The sequence below is a fragment of the Kitasatospora sp. NPDC029367 genome (assembly GCF_055569135.1).
The window spans coordinates 13,271-30,259 of the sequence record NZ_JBVHYH010000100.1; the positions used below are offsets into that span (position 1 = coordinate 13,271).

The 16,989-nt window shown below is 75.0% G+C and carries 12 protein-coding genes, 1 tRNA gene and 3 pseudogenes; 11 read left to right on the plus strand and 5 right to left on the minus strand.

Annotation, left to right across the window (positions count from 1 at the left end):
* The first annotated feature begins 39 nt into the window (after positions 1 to 39).
* The 3 genes from ACZ4W5_RS34740 to ACZ4W5_RS34750 all read left to right on the plus strand — a co-directional run bounded on the left by ACZ4W5_RS34740 (position 40) and on the right by ACZ4W5_RS34750 (position 4,667).
* Positions 40 to 2,289, plus strand: coding sequence for an ATP-binding protein (locus ACZ4W5_RS34740; RefSeq protein ID WP_360244947.1), 2,250 nt, complete (start codon positions 40 to 42; stop codon positions 2,287 to 2,289).
* Positions 2,286 to 3,311 (plus strand): hydroxymethylglutaryl-CoA lyase, encoded by a 1,026-nt coding sequence (locus ACZ4W5_RS34745; RefSeq protein ID WP_465659071.1) that lies wholly within the window; start codon positions 2,286 to 2,288, stop codon positions 3,309 to 3,311. Before ACZ4W5_RS34740 ends, ACZ4W5_RS34745 begins: the two co-directional genes overlap by 4 nt.
* Positions 3,312 to 3,476: 165 nt before the next feature.
* The gene (locus tag ACZ4W5_RS34750) at positions 3,477 to 4,667 is read left to right on the plus strand and encodes an acyl-CoA dehydrogenase family protein (protein WP_360244983.1); all 1,191 of its coding nucleotides are present in this window, start codon (positions 3,477 to 3,479) and stop codon (positions 4,665 to 4,667) included.
* A gap of 159 nt (positions 4,668 to 4,826) precedes the next feature.
* On the opposite strand, the pseudogene ACZ4W5_RS34755 reads toward ACZ4W5_RS34750, so the two are convergent.
* A pseudogene (locus ACZ4W5_RS34755) lies at positions 4,827 to 5,261 on the minus strand (universal stress protein); the annotation flags it as partial.
* A gap of 120 nt (positions 5,262 to 5,381) precedes the next feature.
* Between ACZ4W5_RS34755 and ACZ4W5_RS34760 the strand changes: the two are divergent.
* Both ACZ4W5_RS34760 and ACZ4W5_RS34765 read left to right on the plus strand, forming a co-directional pair.
* Positions 5,382 to 5,999, plus strand: a complete 618-nt coding sequence (locus ACZ4W5_RS34760; RefSeq protein WP_465659073.1) for a hypothetical protein — start codon at positions 5,382 to 5,384, stop codon at positions 5,997 to 5,999.
* 435 nt (positions 6,000 to 6,434) lie between these two features.
* Positions 6,435 to 7,727 (plus strand): HAD family hydrolase, encoded by a 1,293-nt coding sequence (locus ACZ4W5_RS34765; protein ID WP_465659074.1) that lies wholly within the window; start codon positions 6,435 to 6,437, stop codon positions 7,725 to 7,727.
* A 14-nt stretch (positions 7,728 to 7,741) separates the two neighbouring features.
* Here the strand turns inward: ACZ4W5_RS34765 and ACZ4W5_RS34770 are convergent, their stop codons facing one another.
* Entirely contained in the window at positions 7,742 to 8,617 is an 876-nt protein-coding gene (locus ACZ4W5_RS34770) for a GNAT family N-acetyltransferase (RefSeq protein ID WP_465659075.1), read from the minus strand.
* Between the two features lie 1,046 nt (positions 8,618 to 9,663).
* On the opposite strand from ACZ4W5_RS34770, the pseudogene ACZ4W5_RS34775 reads away from it, so the two are divergent.
* The 5 genes and pseudogenes from ACZ4W5_RS34775 to ACZ4W5_RS34795 all read left to right on the plus strand — a co-directional run.
* Positions 9,664 to 10,848 (plus strand): annotated as a pseudogene (locus tag ACZ4W5_RS34775) (helix-turn-helix domain-containing protein); the annotation flags it as partial.
* A gap of 674 nt (positions 10,849 to 11,522) precedes the next feature.
* Positions 11,523 to 12,125, plus strand: a complete 603-nt coding sequence (gene orn, locus ACZ4W5_RS34780; RefSeq protein ID WP_360244932.1) for an oligoribonuclease — start codon at positions 11,523 to 11,525, stop codon at positions 12,123 to 12,125.
* 133 nt (positions 12,126 to 12,258) lie between these two features.
* Positions 12,259 to 12,334: transfer RNA gene (locus tag ACZ4W5_RS34785), tRNA-His, on the plus strand.
* Between the two features lie 224 nt (positions 12,335 to 12,558).
* Entirely contained in the window at positions 12,559 to 13,005 is a 447-nt protein-coding gene (locus ACZ4W5_RS34790; RefSeq protein ID WP_350504886.1) for a DUF4442 domain-containing protein, read from the plus strand.
* A gap of 109 nt (positions 13,006 to 13,114) precedes the next feature.
* Positions 13,115 to 14,059: a hypothetical protein gene (locus ACZ4W5_RS34795; RefSeq protein WP_360244929.1), complete on the plus strand. Its 945-nt coding sequence runs from the start codon at positions 13,115 to 13,117 to the stop codon at positions 14,057 to 14,059.
* Positions 14,060 to 14,123: 64 nt separating this feature from the next.
* On the opposite strand, the gene ACZ4W5_RS34800 is transcribed toward ACZ4W5_RS34795, so the two are convergent.
* The 3 genes from ACZ4W5_RS34800 to ACZ4W5_RS34810 all read right to left on the minus strand — a co-directional run bounded on the left by ACZ4W5_RS34800 (position 14,124) and on the right by ACZ4W5_RS34810 (position 16,289).
* Positions 14,124 to 14,579, minus strand: coding sequence for a GNAT family N-acetyltransferase (locus ACZ4W5_RS34800; protein WP_360244926.1), 456 nt, complete (start codon positions 14,577 to 14,579; stop codon positions 14,124 to 14,126).
* A 148-nt stretch (positions 14,580 to 14,727) separates the two neighbouring features.
* Positions 14,728 to 15,633, minus strand: coding sequence for a spermidine synthase (locus ACZ4W5_RS34805; RefSeq protein ID WP_402485768.1), 906 nt, complete (start codon positions 15,631 to 15,633; stop codon positions 14,728 to 14,730).
* A 140-nt stretch (positions 15,634 to 15,773) separates the two neighbouring features.
* Positions 15,774 to 16,289 (minus strand): hypothetical protein, encoded by a 516-nt coding sequence (locus tag ACZ4W5_RS34810; protein ID WP_360244920.1) that lies wholly within the window; start codon positions 16,287 to 16,289, stop codon positions 15,774 to 15,776.
* A 262-nt stretch (positions 16,290 to 16,551) separates the two neighbouring features.
* On the opposite strand from ACZ4W5_RS34810, the pseudogene ACZ4W5_RS34815 reads away from it, so the two are divergent.
* Positions 16,552 to 16,989 (plus strand): annotated as a pseudogene (locus tag ACZ4W5_RS34815) (tetratricopeptide repeat protein); the annotation flags it as partial.

Below are 16,989 nucleotides of genomic sequence, written 5' to 3' on the forward strand. Positions count from 1 at the left end.
CTCTCTTACGGCTCCCCTCGACCCGGAGGAACGCCTCCCATGTTCGACACAGTTCTGGTCGCCAACCGCGGTGAGATCGCCCTGCGGGTGATCCGCACCCTGCGGCGGCTCGGTGTCCGCTCGGTCGCCGTGTTCAGCGACGCGGACGCCGACGCACCGCACGTCCGCGAGGCCGACGTCGCCGTCCGGCTCGGCCCGGCCGACCGCAGCGACAGCTCGGCCGCCGAGACCTACCTGCGCACCGATCAGATCCTCGCCGCCGCCCACCGCACCGGCGCCCAGGCCGTCCACCCCGGCTACGGCTTCCTCGCCGAGAACCCCGGCTTCGCCCGCGCGTGCGCCGACGCGGGCCTCGTCTTCATCGGACCACCTCCCGGTGCGGTCGAGCTGATGGGTGACAAGATCAACGCCAAGGAGGCCGTCCGGACCGCCGGCGTCCCGGTGGTCCCCGGCAGCCAGGCCACCGCGCCCACCGACGAGGACCTCGTCGCCGCCGCCGACGAGATCGGCTACCCCGTCCTGCTCAAGCCCTCCGCCGGTGGTGGCGGAAAGGGCATGCGCCTGGTGCGGGATCCGGCCGAGCTGCCCACCGAGATCGCCGCCGCCCGTCGCGTCGCCCGGACCGCCTTCGGCGACGACACCCTGCTGCTGGAGCGGTGGATCGACCGGCCGCGCCACATCGAGGTGCAGGTGCTCGCCGACGCCCACGGCACCACCGTCCACCTCGGCGAGCGCGAGTGCAGCCTCCAGCGCCGCCACCAGAAACTGATCGAAGAGGCTCCCTCCGTCCTGCTCAATGCCGAGACCCGCGCCGCGATGGGCGCTGCGGCCGTCCGCGCCGCCGAGTCCTGCGGCTACACCGGGGCCGGCACCGTGGAGTTCATCGTCCCCGGCATCGACCCGGACGCCCCCGCCTCCGCCGCCGAGGGGGTGCGGGACTTCTTCTTCATGGAGATGAACACCCGCCTCCAGGTCGAGCACCCCGTCACCGAACTCGCCGTCGCCGTCGGCCCGGAATCGGCCCGACTGGACCTGGTCGAGTGGCAACTGCGCGTCGCCGCGGGCGAGCCGCTCTCCTTCGGCCAGTCCGACGTCTCCTTCCTGGGCCACGCCATCGAGGCCCGCATCTGCGCCGAGGACCCGGAACGGGACTTCCTGCCCACCGGCGGTCGCATCCTCACCCTGGACGAGCCCCGGGGCGAGGGCATCCGAGTCGACTCCGGAGTCGCCCCCGGAACCGTTGTCACCAGCGCCTACGACCCCATGCTCGCCAAGGTCATCGCGTACGGGCCCGACCGCCCGACCGCGCTGCGTCGGCTCCGCGCCGCGCTGGCCGACACCCGCATCCTGGGTGTCACCACCAACACCGGCTTCCTGCGCCGACTGCTCGCCCACCCCGAGGTCGTCGCCGGCCGACTGGACACCGGCCTGGTGGAACAGACGGCCCAGCAGCAGCCGGCCCTGCTCGTCGCACCGCACTCCCCGTCGAACGCGGCAACCTCGCACGCGGCGGCACCGAGCGCGACCGATCCCGCCCGCGCCCCGGCATCCGAACCGCCATCACCTGCCCACCTCCTCTACTACGCGGCCGCGCTGGCACGGCACCTGGACCTCACCCCGGCCGCCGACCCCGGCGGCTGGACCGACCCGTTCTCCCTTCCCTCCGGCTGGCGCCTCGGTGGCACCCCCGCCTGGACCACCCACCGACTCCGGACCCCCGGCCAGGACCCGGTGTCGGTGCGCATCCGTTCGATCACTGCGGGCAACGTAACCGACGCCACTGACAATTCGCCCGGGACCGCCCGCGAGGTCGAGCTCCAGCTGGACGCCGGGCCCGTCCACCGCGCCCGCGCGACCCTGGCGGCCGACCGGCTGCACCTGACCGTCGACGGCCTGCAGACCGCCTTCGCGCTGGCCACCGACGCCTCCCCCGGCCTCCCGGCCGGCCCGGTGACCTGGCTCGGCGTCGAGGGCGACGCCTGGCCGATGCACGCCTACGACCCGGTCGGCGAGAGCGTCGGCGGCGCCTCGGCGCACCACGGCGCGCTGACCGCCCCGATGCCCGGCACCGTCACGGTCGTCAAGACCACGGCGGGCGAGACGGTCCGCAAGGGCCAACCCCTGCTCGTGCTGGAGGCCATGAAGATGGAACACGTGATCGCCGCGCCGCACGACGGCGTGGTGGCCGAGCTGCGGGCCACCGCCGGCGCCACCGTCGCGATGGAGGACCTGCTGGTCGTGGTCACCCCGGCCGAGGCGGCCGCCGAGCCCGCGGAGGTGCGGTCATGACGTCCCCGGAGACCCCCGCCCCGGGGACCGCCGCCCCGGGTGGCGCCGCCCGCGAGCCCGACGCACTCGACCTGGGCCTGCCCGACCCGGTCCGCGCCCCCGGCCTGCCCGAGGAGGTCCGGATCCACGAGGTCGGGCCGCGCGACGGGCTGCAGAACGAGAGCTCCCTGGTGCCCGTCGAGGTCAAGGCCGAGTTCATCGGCCGGCTCGCCGCCGCCGGGCTGCGGACCGTCGAGGCGACCAGCTTCGTTCACCCGAAATGGGTACCCCAGCTCGCCGACGCCGAGGAGCTGGTCCCCCGGCTCGCCGGCCTGCCGGAGCGCCATCCCGGCCTGCGGCTGCCGGTGCTGGTCCCCAACGAGCGCGGCCTCGACCGCGCGCTCGCCCACCACGCCACCGACATCGCGGTCTTCGCCAGCGCCACCGAGACCTTCGCCCGGCGCAACCTCAACCGTTCGGCGGACGAGGCCATGGCGATGTTCCGCCCGGTCGTGACCCGGGCCGCCGAGGCCGGGGTCACCGTCCGCGGCTACCTCTCGATGTGCTTCGGCGACCCCTGGGAGGGGCCCGTCCCGGTCGACCAGGTGGTCCGGTACGGCGTCCAGCTGCTGGAGATGGGCTGCGCCGAGCTGAGCCTCGGCGACACCATCGGCGTGGCCACCCCCGGCCAGGTCGGTGCACTGCTGGCCGGGTTCGCGAAGGCCGGCGTGCCCGTCGGCCGGATCGCCGTGCACTTCCACGACACCTACGGCCAGGCACTCAGCAACACCCTGGCGGCGCTGCGCGAGGGCGTCACCACGGTGGACGCCTCGGCGGGCGGACTGGGCGGCTGCCCGTACGCGAAGAGCGCCACCGGGAACCTGGCCACCGAGGACCTGGTGTGGATGCTGCACGGGCTCGGCGTCCGGACCGGCGTCGACCTGCGCGCGCTGGTCGCGACCAGCGGCTGGATGGCCGGGCAGCTCGGCCGCCCGAGCCCCTCCCGCACCGTCCAGGCGCTGCTCGGCGCCGCCCGGGGCTGACCGGCCCCGCCCGACTTCCCGGCGCCGGCCGCCCGAACGGTCCGGCCGGCGCCACCGCACCCCGTTCATCCGTCAACCACACCGTGCGACCGTCACACCGTCAGACGGACGCCGGTCGTCCCGCTCATGCCCACGGCCACCCCGGCCGGGCACCAGGAGGATCAGATGCTCGACCACCGGCTCAGCAGCGAGTACGAGGAACTGCGGCGCACCGTCGCGGAGTTCGCCCAGGACGTGGTGGCGCCGAAGATCGGCGAGTTCTACGAGCGGGAGGAGTTCCCCTACGAGATCGTCCGCGAGATGGGGCGGATGGGCCTGTTCGGCCTGCCCTTCCCGGAGGAGTACGGCGGCATGGGCGGCGACTACTTCGCCCTCGGCCTCGCCCTGGAGGAACTCGCCCGCGTGGACTCCTCGGTGGCGATCACCCTGGAGGCCGCCGTCTCGCTGGGCGCGATGCCGATCTACCGCTTCGGCACCGAGGAGCAGAAGCGCGAGTGGCTGCCCCGGCTGACCTCCGGCGAGCTCCTCGGCGCCTTCGGCCTCACCGAGCCGGAGGGCGGCTCGGACGCCGGGGCGACCCGCACCACCGCCCGCTACGACGAGGCCACCGACGAGTGGGTCATCAACGGCACCAAGTGCTTCATCACCAACTCCGGCACCGACATCACCGGTCTGGTCACCGTCACCGCGCTCACCGAACCGATCGCTCGTTCGAGTGAAGAAGGCGAATTCCGCTCGCCTGTGCGGGAGATCTCGTCCATCATCGTGCCCACCGGGACCCCCGGCTTCCAGGTCTCGAAGAAGTACTCGAAGGTCGGGTGGAACGCATCCGACACCCGCGAACTGTCCTTCACCGACTGCCGCGTCCCCGCGGCCAACCTGCTGGGCGAGCGTGGCCGAGGCTACGCCCAGTTCCTGCGGATCCTCGACGAGGGCCGCATCGCGATCGCGGCCCTGGCCACCGGCCTGGCCCAGGGCTGCGTCGACGAGTCCGTCAAGTACGCCGGCACCCGCCGGGCCTTCGGCCGCCCGATCGGTGCCAACCAGGCCATCCAGTTCAAGCTCGCCGACATGGAGCTGCGCGCCCACACCTCCCGCCTGGCCTGGCGGGACGCCGCTTCCCGGCTGCTGCACGGTGAACCGTTCAAGAAGGAGGCCGCGATCGCGAAGCTGTACTCGTCCGAGGCCGCCGTCGACAACGCCCGCGAGGCGACCCAGATCCACGGCGGGTACGGCTTCATGAACGAATTCCCGGTCGCCCGCTTCTGGCGCGACTGCAAGATTCTCGAGATCGGGGAGGGCACGTCCGAAGTCCAGCGCATGCTCATCGCCCGGCAGCTCGGCGTCACCTCGTGACGATCGGCGCCTGACCGTCGACTCCTGACGGCCGGCTTCCGGTGGTCACCCCGGAAGCCGGGCCCACCGGGTCAACCCACCGCTCCACAAGGGCTGTTGAGGAGCACACCGCGGCGGCGGGAACCGCCGCCGCGGAGGCTCCGCGGCAGCCGGAAGTCCTCAAGGAATCACGATCACCGGGCGGTTGGCCCGCCGCGCCAGCCGCCCGGAGACCGAGCCGAAGATCTTGCCGAGCAGGCCGTGCGTCGTGCCGACGACGATCGCGTCGGCGGCGTACTCGCGGCCGACCTCCTCGATCTCGTGGCAGATGTCGCCGCCCCGCTCGATCAGGACCCACGGCACCCCCGCGAGGAAGTCCGCGCAGGCGAGTTCCAGGCCGAGGACCTCCGTGCGGTGGTCCGGGAGATCGACGAAGACGGGAGGTTCACAGCCCGCCCAGACCGTGGCGGGCAGGCGGTTGGCGACGTGCACGATCACCAGGCCGCACTGCGACCGGCGGGCCATGCCGACGGCGTAGGCGAGGGCGCGCTCGCTCGACAGGGAGCCGTCGAAGCCCACCACGACACCGTGCTGGAACACCGGGTCGAGGGAGCGCCCGGGTGCGTCCAACGCCGACGGCTCGGTGTGCCCACCGAGCGGACCGGAGGCGGTGTCCGGACGTTCGGCACCGGGGCCGGGTCGGCCCGTCACCGAGGGCTCCGCAGGCCCGGCCGGATGCCCGTCACGGCGCTGGCGCGGTCCGGGGCGGTCACGCCGGGCGAGGCTGCCGCGCCGAAGGCTGCGCAAGGCGCGCACCAGGGCGTGGGGTTCGCCCCGCCCAGGGCTCGCGGCTGCGGGCTGCGCCGTCCCGACGGCGGCTGCCCGCCCGCCGTCCGGCCTGCTGTCGGGGTGGGCCGAACCGTCGGCTCGGCCACCGTCGTCGGCGTCGGGGCCGGCGCCGGGGCCGGGGCCAGCACCGGGGCTGCTGCCGTCCGCATGCTCTTCGGGCTGCCCGCCCGGCAGTTCGCCCAACCGCTCGCCGCGCTGTATGCCGATGCGTCGGTCATCGGGCTCGGTGACACCTGGCTCGACGCGCTCGTCACGGTCGTCGTCAGCCTCGTCCTGGCGCTCGTCGGCGCGGTCTTCCGGGCGCTCGTCGAGCTGCCCGTCGGACGGCTCGAGGTGGGTGCGGGCGCCGTCCCCCCGGAGCCCTGCGCCCGCACTGCGGGGCGCGTCCGGTTCGACCGGTCGGGAAGGCTCAAAACCAGCCATGGCTCACGGCTCTTCAAGGGAGAGGGGCCGACAGGAGAGGAGGACAACGCTGCCCGGGCAGCAGGCCCGCCCACGGGGTGACGTCGGTCGGCGACGCGCAGCACCGTATGTGACCTGTTCCTTTCAGAGTACGACGGGCATGGGGCCCAGCCCAGCGGCGAAGCCCCCGGAGCGACGTTGTTCCCGCGAAAGAGGGATGCGCCCGCCGTGGCGGTGCGCCCTGCCCGCAGGCGATCGCGCCCCCTCCAGAACGGAGGTTCTAAGGAGCTTGACTGAGCGGACCCAGAGGCGCAACAGGCCTGCCGGACACCGTGACCGGACTGTCATGGATTGGCGACGATCCGTTGCGGAATGTCGCCAACCGTTACGCCCCACGGATCCCGGCCTGCTCACCGGCCCGCCTGGGCCCACCCCGTCCATCCGGCGTCGGGGTCCTTTCAGCCACTGCGTACGGCTTCGCGACGTGCTCTGGCATTTGCCAGGTGCATGGGCCGGGCCGCTGGCACCATGCTCGGCATGCCCCTGCTCCTGTTCGACCTCGACAACACGCTGCTCCCCCGGGACGCCGCCTTCCGGGCCTGGGCGCAGGACTTCCTGTCCGAACACCACCTGCCGCCCGGGGACCTCGACTGGTTCGTCACCCTCGACGGGAGCGGCTACGTGCCGCGCAGCACCGTACTGTCGGCGGTGCGGCGCCGCTACGGCCTGGACGCCTCGGCCGAGTTCCTGCTCGCGCACTTCCGACGCGGCATCAACTCGCACATCCACTGCCCGCCCCGGACGGTGGAGGCGCTGCGGACCGCACGGGCGGCCGGATGGACCCTCGGCATCGTCTCCAACGGCGGCACCCGGCCGCAGTTGGAGAAGATCCGGCGGACCGGGCTGGGGGCACTGGTCGACGGCTGGGTGATCTCGGAGGAGGCCGACTGCGTCAAACCGGATCCGCTGATCTTCGAGATAGCCGCCCGGCGGTGCGGCATCCGGCCGACCGGGGACTGGACGGCGCACACCTGGATGGTCGGGGACCACGCGCCTGCCGACATCGCCGGCGCCGAACTGGCCGGGCTGCGCAGCGTCTGGCTGCACCACGGCCGGCCGTGGGCGGAGAGCGGCTACCGGCCGACGCTGAAGGCGGCCGGGATCCCGGAGGCCGTGGGCCTGGTGCTGTCCGCGCGCAACGCACCTTCCGCGCGCGCAGGCGCCCGGCCGGGGGCGCGCGCGGGCGGGCCTGGGCAACAGCAGGCGGCCACCCTGCCCGCCCGTGCGACGGCGCAACTCGGCGTACGGACCGGCGCACGTGTGGCGGTGACCGCTCTGGAGGGTCCGAGTGCGCCCGTTCCCGTGAGCCCCGGGACGGCCGTCGCCCCGGCTTCCGGAGCCGGGTCCGGTGTCCGAAACCGATCAGGCGGGTTTGCCGCGATCGCCGACGGCCTCCAACGCCCGGGTACACGCCAGGGGTCGGACGCCGGGGCGGCCGGCGACCTGCGGACGGGTGGTGGGGCGGAGCCGGGCGCGAACTGCGACCGACCGTTCGCGCCGGGGCGACCAACCCCCCTCCGCACCGCGGCCGGTGGGGCAGCTGAAGCCGAAGGTGCTGGTGGGACGGGTGGTACGGGTAGTACGGGTGGGGCGAGGGCCGCCCGTACGGTGTTCGCCGCGGTGCCCGGCGCCGCGAGGACCTCTCCGGCCGCACCGGGCATCCCGACCGGGCCCGCGCTCGACCCCGCGCCCGCCAACGCCGACCCCGCGCCCGCGCCCGCGCCCGCCGACCCCGCACCCGCACCCGCCGTCGCGGCGGTCGCCGGGTAGCGCGGGCCCGCAGGTCAGCCTCGCGGCGAGGTCCTGGTCCACCAGCTGGTCCGGCCCTGTCCGGCGAACCCGAGCTTGCGGTACAGCGGTTCGCCGACCGAGGTGGCGACCAGGGTGGCCGGGCGGTCCGGGTGGGCGCGGGTCAGCGCGGCCTCCAGCACAGCTCGGGCCACGCCCCTTCCGCGCTGGTCGGGCAGGGTGGCGACCCAGTACACCCCGGTGGAGGTGCCGTCGTCGTAGGTGAGGCAGGCACCGGCCGGTGCGCCGTCGACGCGGCCGAGCCAGGCCCGGCAGCCGGGTTCGGCGAGCAGCCGCTCCGGGAGGGCTTCACCGCGGGTCCAGGGCTGTCGGGCGGGCAGCGGGAAACCGTCCACGACGGTGCGCTCCACCAGGGCGAGGGCGTCACCGCTCAATGCCTCATTCACCGTCAGGACGGCTCCGTCGTGCGCCCTCGAGACGACGGGCAGCCCGGCGTCCCGGCCGTCGGTCACCCAGCCACCAGCCACAGAGCCGCCGACCACCGAGCTGCCGGCCACCGAGCCGTCGACGGTCGCACCGTCGACCGGTCCGGGCTCCCGGACCATCACCGGCATGAGCGGCATCCGGACGGCTCCGAGACGGGTCAGGTCGAGCCCGCCGTAAGGGTCCTCCAGAGTGAAGCGAATGGTGCCCCACTCGGCCTGGAGCTCGACCAACTGCTTTTCCACGTCGGCCGGTTCGGCGTACGGGCGGGTGACCACGAAGCGCTGGGAGTCGCCCGGGGTGCGGGCGCAGCGGACTGCCGTGAGGCCCGGTCCGACGCGGGACTGCCAGCCGTGTGCGCGGGCTTGGGCGAGCCAGAAGGCGGCGGAGTTGTCGTTGGCCCGTTCGAGCCGGCGGTTGGTGTTCACGGCAGGAACGTAGCCGCGCCGCAGGGGTAACGGTCCGCCCGTCCTGGCGCTGGCCGGATGAAGCCTGGGAGGCGCACAGCCGGTGCCCGTGCGCCCTCCTGTGCACCGCCGATTTTCGGTCAATTTCGTGCCGCGCGCTCCCCCTTGGGCAAATCCGCAGCCCAGACCCGCCGGCCGGGTTCCCGGAAGCCGGACACCCCAGGAACCGTCCTGCGACAACCAGCCACCGTTGCACCGGCCCTCTTCCCAGAAGGGTCGACGGGTGCCACGCTTCGTGATCGAATGCATCACGCCAAATTGCCATGTCGACATAGCGTCGGATGGTGAACTTGTCACAACGGCAACGGTCCACCCGATAGATTTCGATCTTGGCCAGCAGTGCCGCACCACCCACACCACACCACCGAGGGGGCTTGAGCGCCTTGAGCAGGGTGAGCAGGAGCGACGCGGGTCCTGACAGCGGCCAGGCACCGGCCGGCACCGCGAGTCGGCCCGTGAGAAGCACCGGCACCTCCGCGATCGCCGCCACCACCCGCGCCTCCGGCATCCCGAGCCCCTCGGGCCCCGCCTCGCACTCCCCCTATCCCCCCGCGCCGTCCGCCACCCCCGGCCACTCCCCGGCCGAGCACGGCGGCACCACGCACGGCGGCCCGGCCCCGTACGGTGCGCAGCCGGTACAGGGCGGACACCCGGGTGGACACCAGGGCGGGCACCCGGGCGGACACCAGGGCGGCCACCCGTCCCCCGCCGGACAGCCCGTCAGCCGAGGCCCCGTCAACCCCGGCCACGGCGCGGCGCCCGGCCACGGCGCGGCGCCCGGCCACGGCACGGCACACGGAGCGGGCCAGTCCCACGGCGGCCCGGCGCAGCCCTACGGCGAGTACCCGGGCTACCCCGGCCACCCGGCCTACCCCGCCACCGGCTCGGCCCCGGGGCTGAACGGTTCCGGCGCCGGCCCGCTCGGCGGCGGCCTGGCCCTGGGCACCGCCCCCGGCCACGGCCCGCTGGGCCACGGCTCCCCGGGCGGCAACGGCTCCGCGAACGCGCTGGCGACCATCGGCTCCCCGCGCAAGCTGTCCGGCCGGCGCCGCCGGGAGACCGTCGCGGTGCTGATCTTCGGCGGCGCACCGATCTTCGAGAGCTCGATCCCGCTCTCCGTCTTCGGCGTGGACCGCCAGGACGCCGGAGTGCCCCGCTACCGACTGCTGGTCTGTGCCGGGGAGGAGGGACCGCTGGCCACCACGGGCGGCCTGACCCTCTCCGCGCCGTACGGCCTGGAGGCCCTCGCCCGGGCCGGCACGATCGTCGTACCGGCCTGGCGCTCGATCTCCCAGCCGCCCCCGGTCGAGGCGATCACCGCCCTGCGCAAGGCCCACCACGAGGGCGCGCGGATCATCGGGCTCTGTACCGGTGCCTTCGTGCTCGCCGCGGCCGGTCTGCTGGACGGCCGCCCGGCGACCACCCACTGGATGTACGCGCCGACCCTGGCCAAGCGGTACCCGCGGGTGCACGTGGACCCGCGCGAGCTGTTCGTGGACGACGGCGACGTGCTGACCTCGGCCGGTACCGCCGCCGGCATCGACCTGTGCCTGCACGTGGTGCGCAGCGACCACGGCGCCGAGGCCGCGAACGCGCTGGCCCGCCGCCTGGTGGTGCCCAGTCGCCGCAGCGGCGGCGGACAGGCCCAGTACATCGATCAGTCTTTACCGGAGGAGATCGGCAACGACCCGCTGGCCGAGGTGGTCACCTGGGCGCTGGAGAACCTCAACCAGCAGTTCGACGTCGAGGTGCTGGCGGCCCGTGCCTACATGAGCCGGCGCACCTTCGACCGCCGCTTCCGCACGCTCACCGGCAGTGCGCCGCTGCAGTGGCTGATCACCCAGCGGGTGCTCCAGGCGCAGCGGCTGCTGGAGACGTCGGAGCTGTCGGTGGACGACGTGGCGCGCCGGTGCGGGTTCCGGTCGCCGGTCGCGCTGCGCGGGCACTTCCGCCGTCAGCTCGGGGTCTCCCCGGCCGCGTACCGGACCAGCTACCGGGCGCGCCGCCCCGGACAGCAGACACCGACCCCGGCGGCCGACATCCGGCTGCCCGGCGCCCTGGCGCACGCGGCGGCCGCGGCGGGCGGCGGACCGTTCGGCGGTGGCGGGCACGGGGGTCCGCAGGGCCACCCGTACCCGGCCGGTCCGGGCGGCCAGGGCCAGGCCGGCCAGCCGGGCCAGCACGGGCAGCCGGTCGGTCACGGACAGCCGGTGCCGCACGGACAGGCCGGTCCGTACGGTCCGGGGCAGGCCGGGACGCCGGCCGCCCAGGGCTTCCACGGCCGCGCGGGCCAGCCGTACCCGCACCAGCAGGCCGCGCAGCAACCGCACCCCGGGCAGCAGGGTGCGGCGCGCGGTCCGGTGCGGTCGCCGCTGGTGCCGCCGCAGGCCGGTCCGGGTGCGGGGCGTCCGCCGCGCACCGCCGAGCACGCGGCGGCCGAGGACGGCCACCCCCAGCCGGGGGCGCGCGGTCAGGGCCAGGGGCACCGCAGCGCGGACGGGCGGCCCGGTGACGAGCCGGGCGCGGCCGGACGGGCACACGGTGCACCGGGCGGCCGGGTTCCGACGGGTGCCGCCGGTCAGCCGGCGGCCGGGGCGGGTGAGCTCCGGGGTCGGCAGGCGCGGGCTCCGCAGGTCCGCGCACCGGGCGCCGCCCGGGCGACCGCGGCGGACGGGGCGCGGGCGGCACGCGAGGCGCGCCCCGGACGGGACGGCCACGCGGTCCGTACGGGCCGGGAGGGCGAGCGTCCGGACGGCCCCGGCACCCACGACGGGGCGGAGGAGCACCAGGCCGACGGCTGCGCTCCGGCACCCCGGTCGGCTCCTCCGGTCCCCGTGGCGCGTGATCGCGCCGTAGGGTGAGTTGCGTGAATGACCGTTTGGTATGGATCGACTGTGAAATGACCGGCCTCGACCTCGACCGGGACGCCCTGGTCGAGGTCGCGGTGCTGGTGACGGACTCCGAGCTGAACATCCTCGGCGAGGGCGTGGACGTCATCATCCGCCCGCCGGCGGAGGCTCTCGCGAACATGCCGGAGGTGGTGCGCGCGATGCACACCTCCTCCGGCCTGCTGGAGGAGCTGGAGCAGGGCGTGACCCTGGCCGAGGCCGAGGAGCGGGTCCTGGCGTACGTGCGCGAGCACGTGCCGGAGGCCGGGAAGACGCCGCTGTGCGGCAACTCGGTGGCCACCGACCGCGGCTTCCTGACCCGGGACATGCCAGCCCTGGAGAAGCACCTGCACTACCGGATCGTGGACGTCTCCTCGATCAAGGAGCTGGCCCGCCGCTGGTACCCGAAGGCGTACTACAACAGCCCGCCGAAGGGCGGGAACCACCGGGCGCTCGCGGACATCCGCGAGAGCATCGACGAACTGCGCTACTACCGCGAGGCGGTGTTCGTGCCGCAGCCCGGCCCGGACGCCGAGACGGCGCGCGGGATCGCGGAGAAGTACCGGGCCGCGACCGACTGACCGGGGCGTCGCGGGGTCGGAGGGGGTGGCTTCGTTCGCCGGGACGAAACCCTGGCGCGAGCACCCTCTCGGATCCTGTAGAGTTCTTCCTGTCGGAACGGGAACGCGGAAGCGGGAACGGACCGGACAGATGGTGGGTGTAGCTCAGTTGGTAGAGCACCTGGTTGTGGTCCAGGTGGCCGCGGGTTCGAGTCCCGTCACTCACCCCAGAGCCTGAGGGGCCGATCTCTTCAAGAGATCGGCCCCTCAGGCGTTTTCGCGTTCCGACGTGCTTCCGGCGCGCTCCCGACGCATTCCCCACGTGCCTTTCACGCGCCCCCGACGCGCTTCCCGACGCGTTCTCCGATCGGGCGCGGGCTCAGTTGCGCCCGGCGGCCCGGGTTTTCCGGTCGGCCACTGCCGCAACAAGCTACCGGCTAGTAACATCGTCGCCATGACCACTCCTTCGATCGGCCAGATGCTCGACGCCACCGTGCCGATGGCGCACACCCTCAAGCTCGAGTACCTGGAGACCACCCCGGACCGCGCCGTGCTCCGGCTGCCCGACCAGCCCGCGTACCACAACCACGTCGGCGGCCCGCACGCCGGCGCGATGTTCACCCTCGCCGAGTCCGCCAGCGGCTGCATCGTGCTGGCCGCCTTCGGGGACCAGCTGTCCCGGGCCGTGCCGCTCGCCGTGAACGCCGAGATCGCCTACAAGAAGCTGGCGATGGGCGAGGTCACCGCCACCGCCGTGCTCGGCCGCCCGGCCGCCGAGGTGGTCGCCGAGCTGGACGCCGGCGGTCGCCCCGAGTTCCCGGTCACCGTCGAGATCACCCGCGCCGACGGCGCCGTCACCGGTGTGATGACGGTCACCTGGACCCTGCGCCCCAACTCCTGACCGCCGCGCGGTCGGTGGCCCCGGGAGCAGCGCCCCGGGGCCACCTGCGCGATGACTGTCCGTGACGGCGGCCGTGACCTCACCGCCCGCCCGCTCGTTCTCAACTCACGTGCGAGCCAATCACGCGACCGAGCCCCAGGAACCCGCCGCCCGTGGCTTCGCCGGAGCGCGGCGAGCGGCCGCCCGGTGGCTGCCCCGCCCGCGCGCCGTCGCCGTCGGCGGGGCCCTGCTCGCCCAGCTCTGGGGCGTCGGCGCCTCCAGCGCGTACGCGGCCACCGCCGAACCCTCCTCCGGGCAGCCCCGACCGGCCGTCCGCCGGGCCGTGCACGGCGGGCCTGCGCTCGACGGGCCGTCAGCCCTCCGCCCGGGCGGCCCGGGGCAACACGGCACCGCGGACGCCGGCCGCTCCCCCGGGTCGGCCGGTGCACCGACTGGCGGTGAACCGGCCGGTGGTGAACCGACCAGCGGCGCACGGGCCGGCGGCGAGCCGGCGGGCAGCCCGACCGACGGGGCCACGGGGGTGGTCGGCGGCGTCCTCCAGGAGCGCATCCGGGCCGGCGGGCTCCCGCTGCCCGGCCAGGGCGCCGCCGTCCCCGACGCCTTCGCCCTCGCCTCCGGTCTGCTCGGTGCTGTCCCCGCCCAGGGCCGCCCCGCCGGAGCCCGCGCCTCCCGCGAGGGCGAACCGGCCGCACTGCCGGTCGCCCCCCGCCCCCGGCCCGGCCCCACCACCGGCCCCGACGGCCCGAACGGCCCGGCCCGGCCCGGAACGGTCGGGGCAGCCGGGACGCCCCTGGTCCGGGAAGCCGCGACGCACGACGGACCGGACTCGGCGGTGCCCGCCGGAACGGCCGGTACGGCGGCCCCCGCCGCGACCCCGACCACCCCCGCGGGCACCGGGACGCCCGAGGCCCTCGCCCTCGCCGACACCGCGACCGTGACCGCCGCGGAGGACGGCACCGCCACCGCCACCGCCGTGCTGGCCCCGATCGCTGCCGGACTGCTGCTCACCGGCGCGGCGATGTTCAAGCACCGCGGACTGCCGCGCGGGCACTGACCCGCCCCCGGCGGCACGGCGGCACGGCGGCGGGAGCCGGGCCCAAGGCTCAGGGCTCAGGGGCTCAGGACGCCAGCTCCACCGCCAGCAGCGGGAGTTCACGCCCGGGTATCGAACCGGACGGCGTGCTGCCGATCCGGACGGCGCCCATCGCCAGGTAGAAGGGCTCGGCGTTCGGGTCGGCGTCGATGGTGAAGCGGTGCAGGCCGACGGCCCGGGCCTGGTCGCGGACCCGCTCGAACAGGGCGCGGCCGATGCCGTGGCCGATCCGGTCCGGCTCCACGAAGAGCATGTCCAGCTCGCCGGACGGCGGGGCGCCGGTCAGGGCGGCGAACCCCACCACCCGGGCGCCCTCCTCGGCCACCAGCGTCGACGCCCGTTCGACGGCGGCCGCGTCCAGGGTCAACTCCTGCCGGCAGGCGGCCATGAAGGCCTCGTCGTACCCCCAGTACGCCTTGGCCCGCAGGGCGATGGCGGTGAGCAGCTCCGCCTCGTCCGGGCGGGCGGATCGGATGCGCATGCGGCCTCCTCGCGTCGACAGCCGTCGGCTGCGGCCAGTGTGCGCCGCAACCGGACCGCACACCAACGGATTTACCGCGCGGCGGACGGCACCGGGCCCGCCGGCACGGCCGGCACAACGGGCAGAGCTGGCACAGCGGGCCGCACCGTCACCGGAAGACGCCCGGCGGCGGCGCCGGGGAGGGCGCCGCGGTGGCGTCCGTGGCGGGGGTGGCCCCGGCCGTGAAGTCGGCCAGCGCGCGGCCGTGTTCGACCCGGCCGAGGGAGGAGTCGGAGGCGACCCGGCGGGTCAGGTCGGTGATCGGGAGCGGGGTGTGGGCGGCGGCCAGGATGAGGTTCCCGAAGCGCTTGCCGCGCAGCACGGCCGGGTCGGCGGTCAGGGCCAGCTCGGGGAAGACCGCGCCGAGGGTGGCGACCTGGGAGCGGGCGAAGGGCAGCGCGCCGCCGTCGGCGATGTTGGCGGCGTACCAGCCGCCGGGGGCGAGGGCGCGGGCCGCGAGGGTGGTGAACTCGACGGTGGTGCAGTGGGCCGGGGTGCGGGCGCCGGAGAAGACGTCGGTGATGACCAGGTCGACGCTGCCCTCGGGGGTGCGTTCCAGCACGCCGCGGGCGTCCCCGCCGCGCACCTTGATCTGCCAGCCGCGCTCCAGGGGGAGTTCGGCGCGGACGAGTTCGGTGAGCGCGGTGTCGATCTCGGCGACCTGCTGGCGCGAGCGCGGCCGGGTGGCGGCCACGTAGCGGGCCAGGGTGAGCGCGCCACCGCCCAGGTGCAGGACGGTCAGCGGGCGGCCGGGCGGCGCGACCAGGTCGATCAGGTGGCCGAGCCGGCGCTGGTACTCGAAGCCCAGGTGGGTGGGGTCGGCGAGGTCGACCAGGGACTGCGGGGCGCCGTCGACCAGCAGCGTCCAGGCCTGCGGACGGTCACGGTCGGGGCGCAGTTCGGCCAGGCCGGAGCCGACCTGCCGGGTCAGCGGGCCCTGGGCGTGGGTGCGGCCGTCCGCCCCGGTGGCGAGCGCCGGTTCGGGGCTGCGCGCGGCCCTGTTGCTTCGTCCCATGGACGCCATTATCGCCGGAGGGCGACCTGGGCCGGTGTCCCGGGCAGGTCACCGCCGAGCGGGCACGCCCCTGGTCAGGGGCGTGCCACGGGGATCCGGTCGGAGGCGTACGGGCCCGGCCGGATCCGCGCGGCACGCCCCTAGAACGGGCCGAGGCCGCCGGCGGTGAGCGTGCAGGCGGCCTCGCAGAGGGCGGAGCGGAGCACCCAGGCGTCGGTGGGGCGGGTGGTGCGGCCGGTTCCGGCGGGCGGGATCACCCAGCGCGGGTCGGTGGCGCCGGGCACCAGGGCGCCGGCCGTACAGGAGCTGCCGGGCAGGTGCCAGGTCTCCCAGGTGCCGGCCGGGACGAGGAAGGAGACGGTGCTGCCGTTGCGGCTCTGCAGGACGGCCCCGCAGGCGCGGCGCAGCCTGAGGATGTCGACGGCCTCCAGGCCGTGCCGCAGGGCGACCGTCACCGTGTCGCAGCCGGTGAGGAGGGTGTCCTCGGCCGGGACGACGGCGTCCCGGCGCAGTCCGCCGCAGGAGCCCCGGCCGCCCTCGACCGGGCCCCGGCCGGGGAACCGGTCGTCGGCGGGGGCGGGGAGCAGGGCGGGGGCGGCGGCGGCGAGCACGCCCCCGGCGACGGGTCGGTGCTGCGGCAGTCCGGTGGCCATCATGGGACCTCCTGTACCTCGTCGGTTCGGAAGCACTGCCGCCGGGTGTGGGGCCGCGGGGGCGGGGACGGGCCGGGGGGACGGCCTGGGCTTCCACGTATCAGGACAACGCCGCGGAACCGCCGGAGGCCACGGGGCGCATTACAGCAAGGCATGGCATTTCATGGCGGATATCCCGCAACAATGCCCGCTTTGAACCGAATTGACAGCAGATGTCGCACGAACCGACTGTGTCCAACTGGTGACTCCGAGTACTCTCGGCGCCATGGCAGCCACCCCACCGGCCGAGCCGAACCGACCGACCCCCAACACCGTGATGCGCGCACTGCGCGGCGACCGCTCACCGGGCGAGTTCGCCATGGCCGTCCGCCGCGCCGCCCGCGAGATCGGCGAGCACGTGTCCTGCGACGCCCGCTACGTCGGACGGGTCGAGTCCGGTGAGATCCGCTGCCCCAACTACGCCTACGAGCGGGTGTTCCGGCACATGTGGCCGGGGCGCACGCTCACCGACCTCGGCTTCGCCCCCCGCACCGCCGTCCGCCGCCGCTCGGCGGACGGCGGCGGGGGGGGGGGGGGGGGGGGGGGGGGGGGGGGTGCGGGGGGGGGGGGGGGGGGGTCGCGGGGGGGGGGGGGGGGGGAAGGCAAGCCTAGCAAACTCCGAATCTTCTCCACGGGTGTCGCGCACAACCATAACCTCCTTGCC

Bases quoted from the DNA above. Each gene is read 5' to 3' on its own strand.
- ACZ4W5_RS34740 (WP_360244947.1), top strand. From the start codon at position 40: ATGTTCGACACAGTTCTGGTCGCCAACCGCGGTGAGATCGCCCTGCGG.
- ACZ4W5_RS34745 (WP_465659071.1), top strand. From the start codon at position 2,286: ATGACGTCCCCGGAGACCCCCGCCCCGGGGACCGCCGCCCCGGGTGGC.
- ACZ4W5_RS34750 (WP_360244983.1), top strand. From the start codon at position 3,477: ATGCTCGACCACCGGCTCAGCAGCGAGTACGAGGAACTGCGGCGCACC.
- ACZ4W5_RS34760 (WP_465659073.1), top strand. From the start codon at position 5,382: ATGCCCGTCACGGCGCTGGCGCGGTCCGGGGCGGTCACGCCGGGCGAG.
- ACZ4W5_RS34765 (WP_465659074.1), top strand. From the start codon at position 6,435: ATGCCCCTGCTCCTGTTCGACCTCGACAACACGCTGCTCCCCCGGGAC.
- ACZ4W5_RS34790 (WP_350504886.1), top strand. From the start codon at position 12,559: ATGACCACTCCTTCGATCGGCCAGATGCTCGACGCCACCGTGCCGATG.
- ACZ4W5_RS34800 (WP_360244926.1), bottom strand. From the start codon at position 14,579: ATGCGCATCCGATCCGCCCGCCCGGACGAGGCGGAGCTGCTCACCGCC.
- ACZ4W5_RS34805 (WP_402485768.1), bottom strand. From the start codon at position 15,633: ATGGGACGAAGCAACAGGGCCGCGCGCAGCCCCGAACCGGCGCTCGCC.
- ACZ4W5_RS34810 (WP_360244920.1), bottom strand. From the start codon at position 16,289: ATGATGGCCACCGGACTGCCGCAGCACCGACCCGTCGCCGGGGGCGTG.